Annotated in this window: 23 protein-coding genes and 2 riboswitches; of the genes, 19 read left to right on the top strand and 4 right to left on the bottom strand. The window is 42.0% G+C overall.

Features of this window, described 5'->3' with window-relative positions:
- Positions 1-1,354 (top strand): nicotinate phosphoribosyltransferase (locus tag AWH49_RS06570; protein ID WP_063965051.1); only part of this gene is annotated, 1,354 nt, incomplete at its 5' end.
- A gap of 120 nt (positions 1,355-1,474) precedes the next feature.
- Here the strand turns inward: AWH49_RS06570 and AWH49_RS06565 are convergent.
- Positions 1,475-2,830: an arsenic transporter gene (locus tag AWH49_RS06565; RefSeq protein ID WP_063965032.1), complete on the bottom strand. Its 1,356-nt coding sequence runs from the start codon at positions 2,828-2,830 to the stop codon at positions 1,475-1,477.
- Between the two features lie 258 nt (positions 2,831-3,088).
- Here AWH49_RS06565 and AWH49_RS06560 point away from each other — a divergent pair, with 258 nt between their 5' ends.
- The 3 genes from AWH49_RS06560 to AWH49_RS06550 are packed head-to-tail and all read left to right on the top strand — an operon-like array spanning position 3,089 to position 4,874.
- Positions 3,089-3,661, top strand: coding sequence for an IMEF encapsulin system ferritin-like cargo protein (locus AWH49_RS06560; RefSeq protein WP_063965031.1), 573 nt, complete (start codon positions 3,089-3,091; stop codon positions 3,659-3,661).
- A gap of 15 nt (positions 3,662-3,676) precedes the next feature.
- On the top strand, positions 3,677-4,531 hold the full coding sequence (locus AWH49_RS06555; protein WP_063965030.1) for a family 1 encapsulin nanocompartment shell protein: 855 nt from the start codon (positions 3,677-3,679) through the stop codon (positions 4,529-4,531).
- Entirely contained in the window at positions 4,524-4,874 is a 351-nt protein-coding gene (locus AWH49_RS06550; RefSeq protein WP_082862694.1) for a 2Fe-2S iron-sulfur cluster-binding protein, read from the top strand. Before AWH49_RS06555 ends, AWH49_RS06550 begins: the two co-directional genes overlap by 8 nt.
- A 117-nt stretch (positions 4,875-4,991) precedes the next feature.
- Here AWH49_RS06550 and AWH49_RS06545 read toward each other — a convergent pair whose 3' ends face one another.
- Positions 4,992-5,471, bottom strand: coding sequence for a hypothetical protein (locus tag AWH49_RS06545; protein WP_018392159.1), 480 nt, complete (start codon positions 5,469-5,471; stop codon positions 4,992-4,994).
- A 396-nt stretch (positions 5,472-5,867) separates the two neighbouring features.
- Between AWH49_RS06545 and AWH49_RS06540 the strand changes: the two genes are divergently transcribed.
- The 3 genes from AWH49_RS06540 (at position 5,868) to AWH49_RS06530 (ending at position 8,128) form a co-directional block, all read left to right on the top strand.
- Entirely contained in the window at positions 5,868-6,683 is an 816-nt protein-coding gene (locus AWH49_RS06540) for a basic amino acid ABC transporter substrate-binding protein (protein ID WP_063965029.1), read from the top strand.
- Between the two features lie 70 nt (positions 6,684-6,753).
- Entirely contained in the window at positions 6,754-7,419 is a 666-nt protein-coding gene (locus AWH49_RS06535; protein WP_063965028.1) for an amino acid ABC transporter permease, read from the top strand.
- Positions 7,406-8,128 carry an amino acid ABC transporter ATP-binding protein gene (locus AWH49_RS06530; RefSeq protein ID WP_034290153.1) on the top strand — a complete coding sequence of 241 codons (723 nt, stop codon included), beginning with the start codon at positions 7,406-7,408 and terminating at the stop codon, positions 8,126-8,128. The genes AWH49_RS06535 and AWH49_RS06530 overlap by 14 nt, the downstream gene beginning before the upstream one ends.
- Before the next feature lie 40 nt (positions 8,129-8,168).
- On the opposite strand, the gene AWH49_RS06525 is transcribed toward AWH49_RS06530, so the two are convergent.
- Complete coding sequence (locus AWH49_RS06525; protein ID WP_034290155.1) at positions 8,169-9,866, bottom strand: AAA family ATPase; 1,698 nt, start codon at positions 9,864-9,866, stop codon at positions 8,169-8,171.
- A gap of 228 nt (positions 9,867-10,094) precedes the next feature.
- Here AWH49_RS06525 and AWH49_RS06520 point away from each other — a divergent pair, with 228 nt between their 5' ends.
- The 9 genes from AWH49_RS06520 to AWH49_RS06480 all read left to right on the top strand — a co-directional run bounded on the left by AWH49_RS06520 (position 10,095) and on the right by AWH49_RS06480 (position 16,917).
- Positions 10,095-10,532 carry a peptidylprolyl isomerase gene (locus tag AWH49_RS06520; protein ID WP_034290157.1) on the top strand — a complete coding sequence of 146 codons (438 nt, stop codon included), beginning with the start codon at positions 10,095-10,097 and terminating at the stop codon, positions 10,530-10,532.
- Positions 10,533-10,601: 69 nt separating this feature from the next.
- Positions 10,602-10,916 (top strand): metal-sensitive transcriptional regulator, encoded by a 315-nt coding sequence (locus tag AWH49_RS06515; RefSeq protein ID WP_063965027.1) that lies wholly within the window; start codon positions 10,602-10,604, stop codon positions 10,914-10,916.
- A gap of 1 nt (position 10,917) precedes the next feature.
- A riboswitch (TPP riboswitch) is annotated at positions 10,918-11,023 on the top strand.
- A gap of 53 nt (positions 11,024-11,076) precedes the next feature.
- A complete protein-coding gene (thiW, locus tag AWH49_RS06510) occupies positions 11,077-11,562 on the top strand; it encodes an energy coupling factor transporter S component ThiW (protein ID WP_018392166.1) in 486 nt (161 codons plus the stop codon).
- A 15-nt stretch (positions 11,563-11,577) separates the two neighbouring features.
- On the top strand, positions 11,578-12,384 hold the full coding sequence (gene thiM, locus AWH49_RS06505) for a hydroxyethylthiazole kinase (protein WP_063965026.1): 807 nt from the start codon (positions 11,578-11,580) through the stop codon (positions 12,382-12,384).
- On the top strand, positions 12,381-13,184 hold the full coding sequence (gene thiD, locus AWH49_RS06500) for a bifunctional hydroxymethylpyrimidine kinase/phosphomethylpyrimidine kinase (RefSeq protein WP_034290164.1): 804 nt from the start codon (positions 12,381-12,383) through the stop codon (positions 13,182-13,184). Before thiM ends, thiD begins: the two co-directional genes overlap by 4 nt.
- Positions 13,184-13,822 carry a thiamine phosphate synthase gene (thiE, locus tag AWH49_RS06495; protein WP_018392169.1) on the top strand — a complete coding sequence of 213 codons (639 nt, stop codon included), beginning with the start codon at positions 13,184-13,186 and terminating at the stop codon, positions 13,820-13,822. The genes thiD and thiE overlap by 1 nt, the downstream gene beginning before the upstream one ends.
- Before the next feature lie 407 nt (positions 13,823-14,229).
- Positions 14,230-15,099, top strand: coding sequence for a cytochrome c oxidase assembly protein (locus tag AWH49_RS06490; RefSeq protein ID WP_063965025.1), 870 nt, complete (start codon positions 14,230-14,232; stop codon positions 15,097-15,099).
- Positions 15,100-15,207: 108 nt separating this feature from the next.
- Positions 15,208-15,969: a FixH family protein gene (locus tag AWH49_RS06485; protein WP_063965024.1), complete on the top strand. Its 762-nt coding sequence runs from the start codon at positions 15,208-15,210 to the stop codon at positions 15,967-15,969.
- Positions 15,970-16,005: 36 nt separating this feature from the next.
- Entirely contained in the window at positions 16,006-16,917 is a 912-nt protein-coding gene (locus AWH49_RS06480; RefSeq protein WP_034290169.1) for a diacylglycerol/lipid kinase family protein, read from the top strand.
- A gap of 35 nt (positions 16,918-16,952) precedes the next feature.
- Here AWH49_RS06480 and AWH49_RS06475 read toward each other — a convergent pair whose 3' ends face one another.
- The gene (locus tag AWH49_RS06475) at positions 16,953-17,228 is read right to left on the bottom strand and encodes a hypothetical protein (RefSeq protein WP_063965023.1); all 276 of its coding nucleotides are present in this window, start codon (positions 17,226-17,228) and stop codon (positions 16,953-16,955) included.
- A gap of 266 nt (positions 17,229-17,494) precedes the next feature.
- Between AWH49_RS06475 and AWH49_RS06470 the strand changes: the two genes are divergently transcribed.
- From AWH49_RS06470 to AWH49_RS06460, 3 genes are read left to right on the top strand one after another with little or no spacing between them, the layout of a single operon-like run.
- A complete protein-coding gene (locus AWH49_RS06470; RefSeq protein WP_034290173.1) occupies positions 17,495-18,280 on the top strand; it encodes an ABC transporter ATP-binding protein in 786 nt (261 codons plus the stop codon).
- Positions 18,264-19,022, top strand: a complete 759-nt coding sequence (locus AWH49_RS06465; RefSeq protein ID WP_034290175.1) for an ABC transporter permease — start codon at positions 18,264-18,266, stop codon at positions 19,020-19,022. Before AWH49_RS06470 ends, AWH49_RS06465 begins: the two co-directional genes overlap by 17 nt.
- 14 nt (positions 19,023-19,036) lie before the next feature.
- A complete protein-coding gene (locus AWH49_RS06460) occupies positions 19,037-20,029 on the top strand; it encodes an aliphatic sulfonate ABC transporter substrate-binding protein (RefSeq protein ID WP_063965022.1) in 993 nt (330 codons plus the stop codon).
- A gap of 59 nt (positions 20,030-20,088) precedes the next feature.
- A riboswitch (SAM riboswitch) is annotated at positions 20,089-20,195 on the top strand.
- Positions 20,196-20,225: the final 30 nt, after the last annotated feature.

Genomic DNA, 20,225 nt, shown 5'->3' with positions numbered 1-20,225 from the left:
CTTTCGGGTGCTCCCTTTAAATGTAAGTGTTTTGCAGTGCTCTCGTAATGGTTACGGTGTTTTTGCCGGACTTGAAAAAATTATTGATTATTTAGAGAAGTTTCGTTTTACAGACAGCGATATTGAGTATTTACGCGTTCTCGGATACGGGGATGATTTTTTGTCGTATTTAAAAGAAATGCGATTTACTGGAACGTTAAAAAGTATGAAAGAAGGCGAGCTTGTTTTTGCAAACGAGCCGATTTTGCGCGTCGAAGCACCACTGGCAGAAGCGCAAATTATTGAAACAGCACTGCTTAATATTGTGAATTATCAAACACTAATTGCGACGAAAGCATCGCGTATCAAGCAAGTACTGGGGGACGAATCTGCGATGGAGTTCGGTTCACGCCGTGCACATGAAATGGATGCAGCGGTATGGGGAACACGTGCGGCGTACATTGGCGGATTTGATGCGACGAGCAACGTCCGCGCGGGAAAACTATTTGGCATTCCTGTATCTGGAACGCATGCGCATGCACTCGTACAGACGTACAAAGATGAATATACTGCCTTTCATAAATATGCACAGCGTCACCGTGACTGCGTCTTTTTAGTCGACACGTACGATACATTGAAATCCGGTGTACCGGCCGCTATTCAAGTGGCAAAAGAACTTGGCGATCAAATTCATTTTATCGGCATCCGTCTCGACAGTGGGGATATGGCGTATTTATCAAAAGAGGCGCGTGAAATGTTAGATGAAGCCGGTTTTCCTGACGCCCAAATTGTTGCATCCAATGATCTTGACGAATATACCATTATGAATTTAAAAGCAGAAGGTGCAAGAATCGATGTATGGGGCATTGGCACAAAAGTGATCACCGCCTATGACCAGGCGGCACTTGGTGCAGTATATAAACTTGTATCAATCGAGGACGGGACAGGAGAAATGAGTGATACAATTAAACTGTCAGCTAATCCTGAAAAAGTAACAACACCCGGCTTGAAACGTGTATACCGAATCGTGAATAAATTGAACGGTAAAGCAGAAGGCGACTACATAGCGCTTGACGAAGAAATTCCACAAAATGAAGAAAAGCTGAAAATGTTTCATCCCGTTCATACGTTTGTAAGCAAGTTTGTCACGAATTTTGAAGCGCGTGAACTGCATGAGCTTATTTTCTTTAATGGCATACGCGTATATGATCTGCCCGCTATTGAATCGATTCGCCAGCTGACGAGTGAAAATCTTGAACTGCTTTGGAATGAATATAAACGGGCGTTCAATCCGGAAGAATATCCGGTTGATCTGAGCCAAAACTGTTGGGATAATAAAATGAAAAACATTCAAGCAGTAAAAGTACAGCATTAGTATACCCTGCTCAAAAAAGAGTATGAATATAAAAAAATAAAAAAACGTCCAAAAGAAAATGCGCTTTTGGACGTTTTAGTGTGAAGATAAATGAATTCCCTCGTATGTTGGAGGAAACGATCAGGCAAAAACCATTTGAACCCAATAAAATAGTAAAAACAATGTGACGATCGTTGTAATTGGGATGACAATCAGCGATACACTTAAATAATCCTTCCACGTTACCTTAATCTTATTACGTCTTAAAATGTCCATCCAAATAAGAGAAGCAAGCGTTCCTATTGGTAATAATAAAGAGCCCATGTCACTGCCAATAATATTTGCGAGGTAAATGGTTTTTAATGTAATAGGATCCAGTCCCATTTCTGTTAAAGTAATGGTTCCGATCATTAAGGCAGGATGATTATTAAACAAGTTAGATAATAGAGACACTAATCCTCCCATAATAAAGCTCGCTTGAAGTAATCCTTGGTTTACAATGGGGTTACATAAATTCACAAGTATCTCTGTCAATCCTGCATTGTGAAGCCCATAAATGATCACATACATTGAAAAGGCGAAAATAAGAATGTGCCAAGGTGTCTTTTTCAAAATATCAATCGGATTTGTTCGCAAATGGTACCATCTCCATGCAAGAAGGACAAATGAGCCAAGAACAGCCACTAGTTCAATTGGAACAGAAATGTAGGAGGCCACAAATAGCAGGCATCGTATCACAAAGACAAACAACAAGATCCTTAGCATAAATGTTGTCCGTTTACGTTTCGTATCAACAGAAAGGGTTCCTTTTAATGGATGGAAGTGTTTGGTGAAAAACATATCTTCTACATCATATATCGTATTGGGCAAGGTTTTAGGTAACTTTTTCTTTACGACGATAAACATTAACCAGGACATAAACAACAACCCTAAAGTAGCAGGCACGAACATCATAGCTGTATGCATATAAAGAGACATATGGACAATTTTTAAGGCAATTAAGTTGACGATGTTACTTACTCCAATAGGTGCACTGGAAGCTGTTGCAATCAAAGCTCCACTTAAAAGATAGGGAAGCTGTTCATATGGCTTTAGCCGTAGGTTTTTTAGGAGCAAAATTAAAATTGGAGTTGTAATGAGAATGCTGCCATCATTGTTAAATAGAAGAGTCATCAAAAAACATAACAACTGAATGTACCAATAGAGGCGGTAACCAGAACCTTTAGCTAAGCTTGCAAGTCTTGCAGCTGCCCAGTGGAAAAAACCAAAACTTTCTAATATGACAGCCATGACAATCGTGGCCATAATGGTAATCGATGCGCCGCCGATTTTATTGATAATATCTATGATATTCTCATAAGAGACCCTTCCTGTTAGTAAAATAATCATTGCCCCAATAGATGCGGGCCATGCTTCATTTATTCCCCCCGGCCGTAAAAATATGACAACCATCGTCATGATAAACACCAAAATCGTCAATCCAATATCGAAGCTCATTTTACTTTCTCCTTTTTTATAAAGGGTCTTAAGTCAAATGCCCCCCCTTGTCCGATTTATTAGTATATGTATATTCACCCCTATTAAAATGAACTGGATAACTGGCCTAATCTTTTAAAATAATGTGTGTATTTAATATAAATGAAGAGTGAAAGGCCTAGTAGACTAACTCCTTTTGTCCTTTTCTGCTGTAATTTTTGCCACCTGGGCACTTCACAGATTATAATAGGGATAGCAATTAATTAGGAGGTGTACGTGTTGAAGGATGAATTAACTGAATTTTACAACATTTTCACTGACACGAAAAAAGACATTGAGAGCTTTATGGCAATGCTTGATCCGGTTATTAATCATGCGAATGACGACCATGAACGGCTTTATTACCATCATATTTATGAAGAAGAAGAGCAACGGCTTTCGCGTCTTGCTGAAATGATCCCGCTTATTGAAACATTTCAGGCAGGGAAAGGCGGAGATTTCGTCCCATCAAACAATACGTTTAACCGTTTGCTGCAGGAACTGAATTTAGAAAAATTTGGTTTGCACAACTTTGTTGAACATCTTGATCTAGCCTTGTTTCAGTTCAAAGATGCAGAAAGACAGGCAAAGTTATCTGAAATGCGTAGTGCGAACCATAAGAGCTATCAATTCGTAAAAGAAAAGCTTGCTGGCATTAATGCCCGTTTTGATACCGGTTATACAGACCCTCATGCACATCACGATGAACATGGTGACCATTTAGATCATCAAGCTCATGCCGCACCGGCCGCTAAAGCTCCTATTCAAAAAACGAAACGTTCATTTACCGTTGGATCATTGATCTCGAAATAAGGAGGAGAGACTTTTATGAATAAAGCTCACTTGTATCCGGACGCACCACTTTCAGCAAGCGATTTCGATGAACTGGACCGCATCATTATTGAAGCGGCGAATAAACAATTAACGGGACGCCGGTTCATTGAATTGTATGGCCCGCTTGGACGTGGTGTACAAAGTATTCACACGGACGTTTTCGCTGAAAAAAGCGCGGCTCATATGGATTTTCAAGGTTCATTTGATACAGAGATTGAATCAGCACGCCGTGTAAATTACACGATTCCACTATTATACAAAGATTTTGTTTTATACTGGCGTGATATTGAGCAGGCGAAAACGCTTGATATACCAATAGATTTTTCATCCGCATCTAATGCCGCCCGCGATGTGGCATTGCTAGAAGATGGAATGATTTTCCATGGGGCGAAGCAATTTGGTATACCAGGATTAATGAATGTTAAAGGACGCCAGACGCATTTAATTAGCAATTGGTACGAATCCGGAACTGCCTTTCAGGATGTTGTAGATGCACGTGGGAAATTAATGGAGATGAATCATAACGGTCCTTATGCCCTCGTTTTGTCACCGGAATTGTATGCACTCTTGCACCGTGTTCACCGCGACACAAACGTGCTTGAAATTGAGCATGTGCGTGAGCTTGTGACAGACGGCGTATTCCAGTCGCCTGTACTAAAAGGGAAGACAGGTGTGCTTGTAAATACAGGGCGTAACATTCTGGATCTTGCTATTTCAGAAGACTTTGAAACAGCATACCTTGGCGAAGAAGGGATGAATCATCCGTTCCGTGTATTTGAGACGGCTGTACTTCGCATTAAACGTCCGTCTGCCATATGTACATTCGCTGATCCAAAAGACGATGAATAAGAAGAAGTGGACAGTCGGCTCGCTCATTCCAGGAATGGAAACCGTACGGGAAGTGCCTGTCCAGGTTGTGGAAGAAAAAAAAGTGGACAAGACAGCACCGGTCGTTGAGATTCGGCAGGGCAGTGTTTCTTGCTCGGTCCCGGTTAAATCAGGCGTCATTTTACTTGACGGTGCACTCGAGCAAGGCTGTGGCATTAAATATAAATGCCGGAAAGGGACATGCGGCGTCTGTACAGTTGATATATTGTCGGACAGCGATCATCTGTCATCGCGAAATGAAGCTGAACAAAAAAAGCTTGGACAGTCAGCGAAACGGCTTGCTTGCCAGGCCGTGATGAAATAACAAAAATCCGCCCTAGATACAATGGGCGGATTTTTGTTAAGTTAAGTCTAAATATTGGAAAGGAAGCTGTGGAGTATTACAGGATGCAATGATCAAAAGCCCCCGAATCGTTAGCTGTCAAGCGTAGCGGCGTTTGTCTATCAGGACAAGATTATTCTCGACCGTAAACGGCAATACGACATCCCGTTTTTCGATTTCATCAACACTTACATCACGAACGATTTTAAGCGCTTCTTTTTTAAACGAATTCGTTACAAATCCTTCATTCACTTCACAAAGTTTACGTAAGTAGCGGAGTGTTTCTTCTGTCATCATTTCACGGACTGACACATTTTTAAGCTGGCAAATGAGCTTGTGACGAAGTCCTCTCATCACACCAATTTGATCAACATGTGCTGTGACATTTTCACCGTTCTCTGCAATGAAGCTAAATGAAATATATTTTCCCTGTGACAAATCGACATTTGTAAAGACCGGATTCATGTATGTTTCACCGGATGCAAGTGTAATAGACTCAGCTTCCGCAGCACCGCCAAGTTTACGGCTGTTCGCAATGACCATATGGATGTCTTTGAGTCCATGCAGCATTCCATTCATCGAGCGTCCCTCATTCCATCGTCGTTGTTGTTACTCTCATTTTAAGAGGAATGATAATCATTGTCAATAAAAAACAGGCTTGAGTTATTTTATTCTTCAATAGTATCATTTAGAACCTTTAATGCTTCTTGTATACGTAGAAAACCGTTATATCGAGTAGATCCCTCATTTGTCAAAATGATTCACGATGCATCCCCACATGCTTACGACTGTTTATAAATCTGAAAATTCCTTATTTATGCAAAATTTATTCATCCAGTCAAGGAAATTAACGGGAATATATCGATTTAAATGAATATTAATGCATAAAAATAAGTTTTTCGGCGAAAAATGATTGAAATACGATCAATAACGCGTTATTATTTTAGTATACAAAAAAATAGAGGGGTTATCATCATGACATTCACATTTAAAAAAGCAACAATCGCGATAGCTGCTAGTTGTTCACTGCTCTTGTCTGCATGTGGAAGCGGCGGCGAACAACAAAGCGGTTCAGAAGATAAAAAAGTATTAAATGTTGGAACGGAAGCAACTTTTGCCCCGTTTGAATTTATGGATAAAGGCGAAGTATCCGGTTTTGACGTGGATCTTCTTAATGCAGCAGCAGAAGAAGCGGGATATGAAGTCGATATTAAAAATACAGGCTGGGATGCGATGCTTGCAGGGTTGCAAAGTGATCAGCTTGATATCGGAATGTCTGGTGTCACCATCACAGACGAGCGAAAAGAAACGTATGATTTCTCAAGCCCTTATTTTGAATCTGTCAGCATGATTGTCTTTAAAGAGGGTACGAATATTACGAAGGCAGAAGATTTAAAGGGAAAGAAGATTGGTGTTCAAAACGGGACAACAGGTCAAATTGCAGCAGAAGCGATTGTCGGTAAGAATGACAGCTCTATTTCAAAATATGAAGCAGCAGCTCTGACATTTCAGGCGCTTCAAAGCGGTGACGTAGAAGCGGTCGTGACGGATATTGCAGTTGCACTTGAATATGTGAAAAACAATCCAGATGCAGGCGTTAAAACAGTCAGTGACGAGCAATTTACGCCAGAATACTATGGAATTGTTTTCTCGAAAGGCAGCGAATTGAAAGCAGAGTTTGACGAAGCGTTAAACACACTTTATGAAAATGGAACGTACACGGAAATTTATAAAAAATGGTTTGACGAAGAGCCAAACCTCGATGTATTAAAAGAAGCAGCGGTGCAATAAATAAAAATCAAAAACGGCTGTCCCTTTTTTATGGACAGCCGTTTTTGGCGGAAGAAAGGAGAAAAATAGTATGGATTTTCGTTTTGAAATCGTTCAGGATTACATGCCGTTTTTCTTGAAAGGAATGGCCGTAACAATTGGCGTGTCGCTTGCTGGCATATTAATAGGTCTTATTCTAGGCTTGTTTATTGCTCTTGGTAATATGTCCTCGAATAAACTTATTCGGCTGCCATTTAATATTTATATTAATATTTTTCGGGGGACGCCATTACTTGTTCAATTGTTAATTATCCATTTTGGGATTGTGCCGATGTTTATGTCACCTTCGGATCCACTCGTATCTCTCATTATTGGACTCTCATTAAATTCCGCGGCGTACATTGCGGAAATTTTTCGTGCAGGTATTCAATCGATTGATAAAGGGCAGATGGAAGCGGCCCGTTCTCTCGGAATGACGCGCGTGCAAGCCATGAAACTTGTTATTTTACCGCAGGCAGTGAAACGCGTTATTCCGCCGCTCGGCAATGAATTTATCGTCCTGTTAAAAGAATCCTCTCTCGGATCCGTTCTTGCGGCGCCGGAGCTCATGTATTGGGGCCGTGCAGCAGCCGGGCAGTATATTCGTATTTGGGAACCGTACCTGACCGTGGCCCTTATTTATTTAGTGCTGACACTTTCTCTTACGTACTTGATGAACTACGTTGAAAGGAGAATGAAAACTGATGATCTCCGTTAAAAACTTAAAAAAATCGTTTGGGGATAATGAAGTCTTAAAAGATATTTCACTGGATGTTGATTCGCAGGAAGTTGTTGTTGTGATTGGGCCATCCGGTTCCGGGAAATCAACGTTTATTCGTTGTTTAAATATGCTTGAGACGATTAACGGGGGTCAAGTCCTCATTGATGGGAAAGATTTAACTGATAAAAACACAAATATCAATACCATTCGCACCGATGTTGGTATGGTGTTTCAACACTTTAATTTATTTCCGCATAAGACGATTCTTGATAATATTACGCTTGCGCCGATGAACGTGCGTAAGATGAAGAAAAAAGAAGCAGAGGAAAAAGCAATGGGGCTTCTGGAGAAAGTCGGTCTTGCAGAAAAAGCATCCGCTTATCCCGAGTCGCTTTCTGGCGGACAAAAGCAGCGTGTGGCGATTGCACGTGCGCTTGCAATGGAGCCGAAAATTATGTTATTTGACGAACCAACTTCTGCACTTGACCCGGAAATGGTCGGCGAAGTGCTTGAGGTCATGAAACAGCTGGCGAAAGACGGAATGACAATGATCGTCGTCACACATGAAATGGGCTTTGCTCGTGAAGTGGGGGACCGCGTCATCTTCATGGATAACGGCTACATTATCGAGCAAAATGAACCGACAGCGCTGTTTGATAAGCCGCAGCATAAACGAACGAAAGCATTTTTAAGCAAAGTACTTTAACGAAAAAAAGGAGGTCTCCGGCACTCGGAGACCTCCTTTTTTAAAATTGGTGAATAAGCGCTTCGATTTCAATTCCTTCAAGTGTTTCCTGCGTCATCAGTGCTTCAACGAGCCGGTCAAACGCCGTTCGGTGTTCTTCAATAAGGGTTTCGGAACGTGCTAATGCCAGTTCAAACAATTCAATCATTTTTGTTTCTTTGTCGGATTGTCGGAATGTAATGGTAAACCGATCTTGAAAAATACCGGTATCCACCATCCGTACTAAAATTTGTTTGGCTTGCTGCACATCACCGCTGACACCGATGGAATGTTCACCGAGATAAAGCCGTTCTGCTACACCACCGGATAAAATCATCGCTACTTGGTCAATGAGTTCACTTGCCGTTGATAAGTGAAGCTCTTTCGGAACAGGTGCTACATAGCCAAGGGCATGTCCACGCGGAATGATCGTCGCCTTTCGGACGGAACCTGGCTTTGTGAGTGCGGCAACAAGAGCATGTCCCGCTTCATGAATCGCAACACGCCGTTTCGTAGCTGGATCGGCGAGCGGACGCGTTGACGTGCCGAGAATGGTCCGGTCAAGCGCGTAGTCAAAATCTTTCTTTTCAATTGTGTCACGGCCACTCCGGATCGCGCTTCTGCTAGCTGTTTCAAATAAAGCAGACAGTTCAGCGCCGGAAAAGCCGACGGTTGCTTCAGCTAAATCATGTAGCATGGCGGCGGCGTTGTCCGCCATATTTTTGCCGCGCGCATGAATGTCGATAATTTCTTTCCGGCCTCTTGCATCGGGAAGTGTCACATGAAACGAGAAATCGATGCGGCCGGGACGAAGAAACGCTTCATCCAGCATATCTTTCCGGTTCGTTGCAGCAATGAAGAGCAGCCCGTCGTTATCGTGGCCGCCGTCGAGCTGTACGAGCAGTTCGGTCAATGTTTTTTCACCTTCTTCACCGCCATTTGTTTTTCGGCGGCCAGCCAGCGCATCCACTTCATCGATAAAAATGACAGCTGGTTTTTGTTTCCGGGCTTCTTTAAACAGATTGCGAACACGTGATGCGCCGACGCCGACAAATAATTCGGTAAAAGCTGATCCGCTTGATGAGAAAAAGGAAGCACCCATTTCACGGGCAATGGCTTGGGCAAGCAATGTTTTTCCCGTACCCGGTGGCCCGTACAATAAAATGCCGCGTGGCGGTTCGATGCCAAGTCGTGTGGACAAGTCTTTTTCTTTCAATATGGAAAGTGTTTGCAAGATGTCTTCCTTCATTTCATCTGACAAACCACCAACGTCTTGTAATGTAATATTCGGCAGTGGACGGGCATGAGAGACACTGTTTTTCATTGAATGGGCAACACCAACGCCGCCTTTCTTGCGATAAATATAAAACCCGATTCCAGCAATGATTAAAATGAAACCAATGGCGATCCAATTTTCATACGCCTCCGCTTTTACATATTCGTAGCGAATATTGTACGTTTCATTCAATCGATCCACAGCTGTACTTCCGGGTGAAATATAAGACGTATATTCTCCGCTTTGCGTGGAAATATGAAGAGTACCATCTGGATGTTCTTCTAGTCCGACCTCTTGTCCCTTTTCTTTTTGGATAATGTTTTCCACTGACGAAAATGGAATAACGGTCGTTACATTTGTTTTCTGTACATACCAGAATACACCGGCTGCAAGCAGTAAAAACAATACAGCTGCTTTCCACAGCAATCCGGGACGTGTCTTCATCACTATCACACTCCCTTTTCTAGAATACTTCTATTATATGAAAAAAAGAGCCATCTTGAAAGCGGAAAACATTTCACAAAAAGGTAGGAGTAAAATGTTTATGGGAAAAAACAAAAATTATGAGTCGTAGAAGGTAAAGGCATGATAAAAAGCTCTCTGCTTTTTTTATGACGGTAATAATGTTATCATAAAGACTGATTAATTTTATCTGAAATGGAGATGTTTGTTATGGCTAAAAAAGGTACGATTGAAATGGAAAATGGCGAAAAAATTGAGATTGAATTTTTCCCAGGGGATGCTCCTAACACAGTAGCTAACTTTGAAAAATTGGCGAATGAAGGTTTTTATGATGGCGTTGTATTTCACAGAGTAATCCCGGGGTTTGTTAGTCAAGGCGGCGATCCTACAGGTACAGGAATGGGCGGAAGCGGCATTACGATCAAATGTGAAACTGCCAACAATCCTAACAAACATGAGGCAGGAAGCTTATCAATGGCTCACGCAGGGAAAGATACTGGTTCAAGTCAGTTCTTCTTAGTACATGAGCCACAGCCTCATTTAGATGGAGTTCATACTGTTTTTGGAAAGGTTACATCAGGCTTAGAAACAGCTAAAAACATGAAACAAGGCGACAAAATGAAAAAAGTAACCGTATTTGAAGCGTAATCAATGTTGACCGGCCCCGCGCCGGTCTTTTTTATGTTATTATAGTTGGCATAAGAGGAGTTGACGGCCATGATGGAAGAACACGCGGCATGTGCCGCCGAAGAGCAGAAAAGCCACCATCCCGAAAGTGTCAAGAAAAAATTAGTGACGCGTCTGAACCGCATTGAAGGACAGATTCCCGAAATAAAAGGCATGATTGAAGAAGATATGTACTGTGATGATATCGTTACGCAAATTGCCGCGACACAGTCTGCATTAAACAGTGTAGCAGCGATGCTTTTAGAAGGGCATGTAAAAACATGCGTGACTGAACGCATTCAAGAAGGCGATCTTGAAGTCATTGAAGAACTTATTGTGACCGTACAAAAATTAATGAAAAAATAAACAGGACTACTGGGGGTGCCGATATCATGGCTGAGAGGGAATTCTTATCCTAACCCCAACTACCTGATCCGGTTAATACCGGCGTAGGGAAGTAGCAATCACTGACGACAAACCGGATCAGACGTATTGCTGATCTGGTTTTTTGTATGGGAGGAATTTTATGTTTTCACCGAAAAATATGGCGATCATGGCACTGTTGACAGCCATCTCTGTACTTGGCGCCACATTTATTTGGTTCCCGGCGGGTGTGGCCAAAGCGTATCCTGTGCAGCATGCTATCAATGTGTTGTCTGCGATCTTGCTTGGACCAGGTCCAGCTCTTGTCATTGCTTTTATGACAGCTGTTGTTCGAAACTTGTTAGGGATCGGTTCGCTTCTTGCGTTTCCTGGAAGTATGATTGGCGCGCTGCTCGCAGGTTATGCTTATAAGAAATGGCAGAAGCCTTCATTTGCGGCAGCGGGTGAAATCATGGGAACGGGTGTAATAGCATCTCTTGTATCCGTACCAATAGCAAATCTATTTTTAGGAATGGAAGCAGCCGCCCTCTTTTTTATGCCAGCCTTTCTCATCAGCAGTATAACGGGCTCTATTCTTGGTGTCATTGTAGCCATTCGGTTACAGAAAACAAACATTTTTAAAAAGTAGGAAGGATGAAAATAGATGAACAATGTATTTGCAGCAGAATTGCTTGAACATGTCAGAAAAAATAAACCGCTCGTACATAATTTAACGAACACAGTCGTCACAAACTTTACGGCTAATGGTCTGCTTGCACTCGGTGCCTCACCGGTCATGGCAGATGCAGTGGAAGAAGCAGCTGATATGGCGAAAATCGCCGGTGCAGTTGTGTTAAACATCGGTACGTTAACTGCATCGAAAGTCGATGCAATGATTTTAGCAGGAAAAGCAGCGAACGAAGCGGGTGTTCCGGTGTTATTTGACCCTGTTGGAGCAGGTGCAACACCATACCGGACCGAAAGTGCAAAACGAATTTTAGCGGAAGTAAATGTGGACATTTTACGTGGAAATGCCGGTGAAATTGCGGTTTTATGTGGACAATCGGTTCAAGTAAAAGGCGTGGATGGCGGCGGAAATGCGAATGTTCGTCATCTTGCAAAAGAAGCAGAAAAAATGCTCGGCGTCACGTGCGTTATTACAGGAGCGGAAGATGTTGTTGCAGGAAATGAATCATTTATTGTTCAAAATGGCGATCCGATCTTAACGAGCGTGACAGGAACGGGCTGTCTGCTCGGTTCTGTGATCGCATCGTTTTGTGCAGTCGAAAAAAACTATGCAAAAGCAGCGGCCGCCGCACTCATCTTTTACGGGGTAGCAGCCGAGCGCGCAGTAGAAACATCAGGGCCAAATCGTCCAGGTACGTTTGCCACAGCGTTTTTAAATGAATTATCGTTAACAGGAAGAGATGAAATCATTCAACAGGCGAAATGGGAGGAATGGAAGCAATGACGATTCGTAAAGCATTAACCATTGCTGGTTCGGACAGTGGGGGTGGAGCAGGTATTCAAGCCGATTTAAAGACATTTCAAGAGCTTGGTGTATTTGGCACATCCGTATTAACAGCTGTCACTGCACAAAATACACTCGGCGTTCACGGTGTGTACCCAATGAGTGTGGAAGCGATTGAGAAGCAGATTGATGCGGTTGCATCGGATATTGGCGTAGATTCATTGAAAACGGGCATGTTATTCTCGGCTGACATTATTGAAGCAGTCGCAATGAAAATAAAAGAACATCATTTTACAAATGTTATCGTGGATCCAGTCATGATCGCAAAAGGAGGCGCGCCGCTATTGCAGGAAGAAGCGATGGAAGCATTAAAAACAAAATTGCTGCCGCTTGCGCTCGTCGTGACCCCGAATATCCCGGAAGCAGAAGTGATCTCAAAGCGAACGATTAAATCAGAGGAAGATAAGAAAGAGGCAGCGAAAGTGATTGCGGCACTCGGTGTGAAAAATGTGCTTATTAAGGGCGGACATGACGAAGGAGCCGTGACATATGATTTACTGTACGATGGTGAAGAGTTCCACACATTTACAGGAAAGCGAATTGACACGAAACATACGCATGGAACGGGCTGTACATTTTCTGCCGTGATGACAGCAGCGATAGCGAAAGGTGCATCTGTGCGAACAGCAGCTGAAATGGCGAAACAATTTATTCAGGCGGCGATTGAAGATGGAATTAACATCGGCAGCGGGCACGGTCCGACGAATCACTGGGCGTACCGGCAGCGAGGTGGATGCTAATGAAAAGAGAACAACTGGCCGTTTACTTTATCGCAGGCACACCTAACTGCAAACGGTCGATTGAAGAGACATTGCAAGCAGCGATTGACGGCGGTATTACAATGTTCCAATTTCGCGAAAAGGGAAAAGATGCATTGGCAGGAAGCGCAAAAAAAGAGCAGGCTGTTCGTCTACAAGCTCTTTGTCGAGAAGCAAATATTCCGTTTATTGTAAATGATGATATCGAACTGGCCGTTGAAATTGGCGCGGATGGTGTACATATCGGACAGGAAGACGAAGCAGCTTCTAGCGTCCGGGGGAAAATAAACGGAGGCATCGTCGGTGTATCTGTTCATACGATGGACGAAGCGAAAAAAGCAATCGCAGACGGTGCAGACTACGTCGGAACCGGTCCGATTTATCAGACAGGTACGAAAACCGATACGGGGCCAGTTGCCGGAACGGCACTCATTAAAACGATGCGGGCCCAAAATCTTACTATCCCGATCGTAGGCATTGGCGGTATTACTATTGATAATGCAGCGCCTGTTATTGCTGCTGGCGCAGACGGTGTTTCGGTGATTTCAACGATTAGCCTTGCAGATGACGTAAAACAGGCCGCTGTAGAACTGAAAGCGGCTGTTGAAGGCAGCAATTAAAAAGAAAGAGAATAATGAACGATATAAAGCCTTGATGTTTCTCACTAACGAGAAATTCAAGGCTATTTTTATAAATGAAGACGGTGAATGCTTAATGTCAACATCCTTTTCTGCTCGAATAGTATAATCAATGAAAGCTGTTATAAATGTTGTTGTTTAACAACAATTATAACAGCTTTCCGTTTTTTACAATACTTAAAACATAGAGTTTAATATGATCAATCTTAATCGATGACATTATACAAAAACCTATAAGTACTAGTATTTTTTAGTATGTAAGATGAATGACATCATTTTATAGGATGGTCGATTATCGATATATAACGACGTTATAGAAGAAATAAACAAGGCTAATAGAATAAGAGGGTAACAAATTTTAACACGATTAGAACAAAAGGAGTGATAGCATGTTTTTTGAAATGTTGTTTAGCGGTCAATCGTTATGGAATCCCCCCTATTTAATAGGCGTTATTTGTGTAGCTGTACTATATATTATATTAATGAAAGCCTTTACAAAAACGGAAATGTATCAAAAACAACCACTTCTCTTTTTCTTCAGTTTATTTCTATTTTACGTAACTATTGCCAGTCCTTTATCAGCAATGGGGCATCTCTCATTCAGTATGCATATGATTCAGATGAGTATTTTATATTTTATTATCCCTCCTGTTTTTTTGTTAGGGATTCCTGAATCATTATTTCAGAAAGTACGGAAAATTTCACTCGTTAGAGGAATAAGTAAGTTTTTTTTACCACCGATGATATCTTTAATTGTTTTTGCTGTATTATTTTTTATCTACCATTTACCAATTGTTTTAGATGTGATTCTGCAACATTCCTTTCTCCATAATGGCTATATGTTGTTGCTAATAGCGTTATCTTTTAGTATGTGGTGGCCTCTTGCATCCCCAGATCCGAATCAACGCTATTGTAAAGGTCAAAGGAAACGATATGCATTTTTGAACGGGATGATTCTAATGCCTGCTTGTTTACTGTTCATTTTCAGTGCTTTTATAGATGGGGTGAGTAATCCTAATCTTATGCAACTCACATTAGAACTTTGTCTGCCATCTTCATCTTCTGCTCAGGAGCTGTTTCCATCTCCGTTTAATATGAAGTATGATCAACAGTTAGCAGGAATTTTTATGTTAGGAATGCACAAATTTGGATTGAAGATGACCTCTCATTTTGGAAACAAAGTGTTAGACCCTTGGGAGGAAAAAGAATGTTCATGTGTGCTTCCTTCTTTTTATCATCATCGATTTATGAAACATTAAAAGTAAGACGATAGAATGATAGAGATTTTAGTTGGTAAATGAGATAAAATAGGTAAGGTTGATGCTGCCTTTAAAATAGAGATAAATAAAAGCAGGGGAGGAGTACATATGCAAAAAAAATATTGGATGATTATGTTGGCCTTGGTCATGGCTGTGCTTTCTGCGTGCGGCGGAGAAGAAGGAAAAGTGGAGGAATCTGAAGTACCACAGGCGATTGAGGTCCAGCTTGAAGTTCCAGAAACTGTTGAAGTAAATGGGAAAATAGCAATGAAAGCAGTTGTGACACAGGGAAGCGAAAAAGTAGCAGATGCAGATAAAGTGGAGTTTGAAGTGTGGGAAGAAGGAGCAAAAGAAGAAAGCAGTATGATTGAAGCGAAAAATAATAATGATGGTACGTATGAAGCGGAAACGACATTTGACCGCGATGGTGTTTTTACGGTGCAAGTGCACGTAACAGCGAGAGGGCTTCACACGATGCCGAAAAAGTCCGTTACCGTTGGAACGGGTGCTGCTCATGATGAAGCTATTCAGGAAGAAAAAGAGCTTCATGAGCATGAACATGGAGAAAGTGAGACAGGCTTTTCTATGCATTTTATGGAGCCTGACGGTGTGGAAGCTGAAAAAGAAACGATTCTAACAGCCCATTTGCAAAATGAAGGAGCTCCATTGGAGAAAGCCCAAGTCCGCTATGAGATTTGGAACAACAGCAATACTGAAAAACATACATGGGCTGATGCGGAAGAAACGAGTCCAGGCGAATATACAGCTGCCTACACATTTACAGAAGCAGGTGCGTTCACCGTGAAAGTTCATGTTGAAAATGACGAAGGACTACATGAACATGAAGAGCATCAAGTGGATGTGAAATAATAAACAACTCAAGTCATACTTGTCATAAAGAAGTGAGTGGTCCATATTTACCTTATTATTGTCAACCCATCATCAGGAAGCGGGAACGCCCGGTCACTCTGGACAAAAGTGGAACGGCACTTAAAAAAGAAGCACGTCCAGTACGATGCACTGATCGGCGGTTCGGAAGCATCGGCACGTGAGTTTGTCTGGAAAAAAATGCAGGAAGTTAAAGTAAAAGCCGTAGTGGTCATTGGCGGTGATGGAACAGTCAATGCCATTTTGCAGGATGTTGTCTATACGGATACAGCGATCGCTGTTTTACCAGCAGGTTCAGGAAATGATATCGCCCGCATTTTCGGTTTAACGGATCATCCAGGTCAATTTGTAGATCAGTTGCTTACCGCCCGCAAACGAAAACAGATTGATGTAATGAAAGTGAATACGAGCTATGGATTAACGGTCGCAGGAGCAGGACTTGACGCAGATATTGCGGAGCGTATAAATAGAGCATTTTATAAAAAGTGGTTTAATAAGATAGGGGCCGGTTCATTTACTTATATGATCGGAGCGATTTTATCGTCACTGTTATTTAAACCATTTAAAAGCACAATCATGATTGACAATGACAAGTTCGTATCAGATGAAACGTGGCTACTTGCCTGCGGAAACACATCATCTTACGGCGGAGGACTCGTTATTTGTCCGTATGCACACCCGATAGACGGTGTATTAGATGTAACGATGCTTCATACAGTGAAGCGGAGAAATATTCTCTTTCAGCTGTTCCCGGCACTATTGCGTGGTACCCCTGTTTTAAAGCACGGTGTTACCTATAAAAAAGGGAAAGTCGTGAAAATCGATACAGATAGACCGATTTCCATTATGGTCGATGGGGAACAGATCGGTACAACCCCGGTTCAAGTTACTGTTCATGCAAAAGCACTCCATCTTATTTTAACAACATGAAAGAGACGCTTCGCAATTTGCGAAGCGTCTCTTTTTTAGTTTACTACATGGAATACGATATGACGGTTCATAACCGGTTTCAGCTTAAAAAGAACATGTGTTTTTATTTCTTTTTTCATTACCGCTGAGACGGCCAAAGTGAGGGGTAATGATTGGATGAATAATGTTGCGCGGTGATCAATGTAGCGGGTAATCTGATCTTTGTAAAACAATTCGCGCTTTGCGATTTTCTCTTCTGTTTCTTTCGTAAGCTGCACAGCAAATTGTGTAACAGAATATTCGACTCCTCCAAAAAATTCAGCTACTGTCATAACACATGACACTCCTTCCTCCAATCCATTTGTCAATACTTATGTTTATATCTTAACATAAAATTTACAAAAGATTAATATTTAATTAAAGAATATTTATAATCTCCTTATTTATATGCTGTAAACTTTTGTTTATACATAAAGAATTCAGAAAGATGAGTTTTTTATTCGATATTGTCACGGCTGTTGACAATTTCAAGGTATAACGTATAATACGTATAAATCTGATTTAATATATAGGAATTACTAAATAAGTAGGTGTTATGATGTTTTTGCAAATTAATCAAATTAACAAAGAATATACAAATAATAAAGTGGTCAATATTGTGCTCGACAATGTCTCGGCAGCTGTTGAAGAAGGAGAGTTTATTTCAATACTGGGACCATCAGGGTGCGGAAAATCAACACTTTTATCTATGGTCGCGGGTCTTGTCAAACCATCAAGCGGCACAATCTTACTCGATAGTGTACCGATCACAAAGCCTGGTCAAGACCGAGGGATGGTTTTTCAACAGGCTGCGTTATTTCCATGGCTAAACGTGGAAGAAAACGTCATGTTTCCTTATAAAAAAGAAATGAAAAAAGAAGAAGCTATCGAAAAGGCGCGCCACTATTTGCAAATGGTGCAGCTGTCTAATTATGGCAAGCATTATCCGCATGAATTATCCGGCGGTATGCAACAGCGTGTCGCGATTGCCCGGGCATTTGCGATGGATCCGAAAGTGTTATTAATGGATGAACCATTCGGTGCGCTTGATGAACAAACGCGAACACGTATGCATGGAGAATTGGAACGTATTTGGCTGGAGACGAAAAAAACTGTTTTGTTCGTTACACATAGTATTTCTGAGTCCATTAAACTGTCTGAGCGCATTATCGTTATGGGAACGCGGCCAGGGCGTATTATTGCGGACATTCCAGTTAAGCTGCCTCGCCCGCGTCGCTTCGATGCGCCAGAAACGATAGAGCTTGAGAAACGAATTAACCAGTTGTTAAAAGAAGAAATCGATAAAGTTGTAAAAGAGGAATTATCATATGCAGAAAATCGGTAAGCAATTTATCTTTTTTATTGTTTTAGTTATTGCGTGGGAGTTTATCGTCAGAGCGGGAGGGTGGACACCAGATGTCATGCCGAAACCGACTGATGTATGGGAAGCAATGAAACGCGGATTTGTGGATAAGACGCTTTTGTATGATTTACGGGCTAGTTTTACTCGGTTGTTTATTGGCCTTGCTATTTCACTCGCTCTTGGAACAGCGCTTGGCATTATCCTGGCAAAATCCAAAACAGCGGATGACACGCTCGGTGCGCTCATTCTTGCTTTACAAAGCGTGCCAAGTATCGTCTGGCTTCCATTGGCCATTATGTGGTTTGGTTTAAACGAAAAAGCCGTTATTTTTATCGTCGTGCTCGGTGGAACGCTTGTGATGACGATTAATATGCGAATGGGTATTAAAAATGTACCGCCGCTTTACATACGTGCCGCGGAAACGATGGGCTCAAAAGGGATTGATCAATTTATTCGCGTTATTTTACCGGCATCTGTGCCCTATGCGGTAACGGGCATGCGTCTTGCGTGGGCATTTGCCTGGCGAGCGTTAATGGCTGCTGAAATTTTAAGTACAGGGCCCGGTCTCGGCTATACGCTGAAATATGCATCAGATTTCGGTGATATGAGCCTCGTGATCGCTGTTATGATTTTAATTGGTGTCATTGGCTCGATTGTAGATTTGATTTTCTTCCAGCGTATTGAACGAAACGTTATGAAACGCTGGGGACTGGATATGAACTAAGGGAGGATAATAATATGAAGAAGAAATGGGCAGCTGGTTTTATTGCCGCGGCAACAGCGTTAACACTCGCAGCGTGCGGGTCAAGTGAAAAAGGAGAAGGCGAAAAAGAAAAGATCGTTATTGGCTATTTCCCGAATCTTGATCACGTTCCAGCGATTGTTGCCAAAGAAAAAGGGTATTATGAAGAAGCACTTGGCGACGAATATGATGTGGAGTACAAAACATTCCCGGACGGTGGCGCATTTATGGTAGCGCTCAAAACCGGTGATGTGGATGCGGGCCTTGTCGGTCCTGGACCGGTTATGAATAACTTTACAAATGGAGCAGACGTGAAAGTAATTGCGGGAAGCTCTTCAGGTGGGACAGTGATCGTTGCACGCGATGGCAGCGGGATTGAAACAGTGGAAGACTTTGAAGGAAAAACGTTTATCACACCGGGTGTCGGCTGTACACACGATGTTCAAATGGAAACGTTCATTAGCGATTATGGCATTGAATCAAACCGGATCGGCGGTACGTTAAAGCATACGACAGGGAAACCGGCGCAATATGCGGGCTTATTTGAATCAGGAAAAGTAGATCTGGCTGCTGTTCCAGAGCCATGGGGATCTCTTCTTGTCAAAGAAGAAAATGCAAAAATCATCGTTGATAGTACAGAAATTTCATACGGAACGACGCTGCCGAACTCGGTTCTCGCAACAAATGGTGCTTTAATAGAGAAAAACCCTGAGCTTGTTCAATCAATTGTTAGTGCCCATGAAAAAGCGATTGACTTTATTAATAGTAACCCGGATGAAACAAAAACGTTAACGATTGCAGATATTAAAGAAACGACGAAACAGGAACTGCCTGTAGATGTCGTTGACAGCGCATGGAAACGGATTACGTATACAGCAGATATTAATGAAGAAGTGGTAAAGGAATTTGCTGCATCCTCATATGATCTTAAGTTTTTGAAAGAAAAACCAGATTTTGCAGCATTGATTGACAAACAATTTATACAATAAAAAGGTTGTCATTGAGCTCATTTTCCTGTACATTATAAAAAATAAGACTAATTAAACATACCTTATCAAGAGAAGCGGAGGGACTGGCCCGACGATGCTTCAGCAACCGGCCTCGCAGGGCAAAGGTGCTAAATCCAGCGGACCGATACCGTCCGGGAGATGAGAAGAAGTGTAAAAACAAGCCTTCTTCCATGAA

Origin of the sequence: Domibacillus aminovorans, assembly GCF_001643235.1 — a bacterium.
Taxonomy (GTDB): Bacteria; Bacillota; Bacilli; order Bacillales; family Domibacillaceae; genus Domibacillus; species Domibacillus aminovorans.
This window is presented reverse-complemented; position numbering and strand designations above follow the sequence as displayed.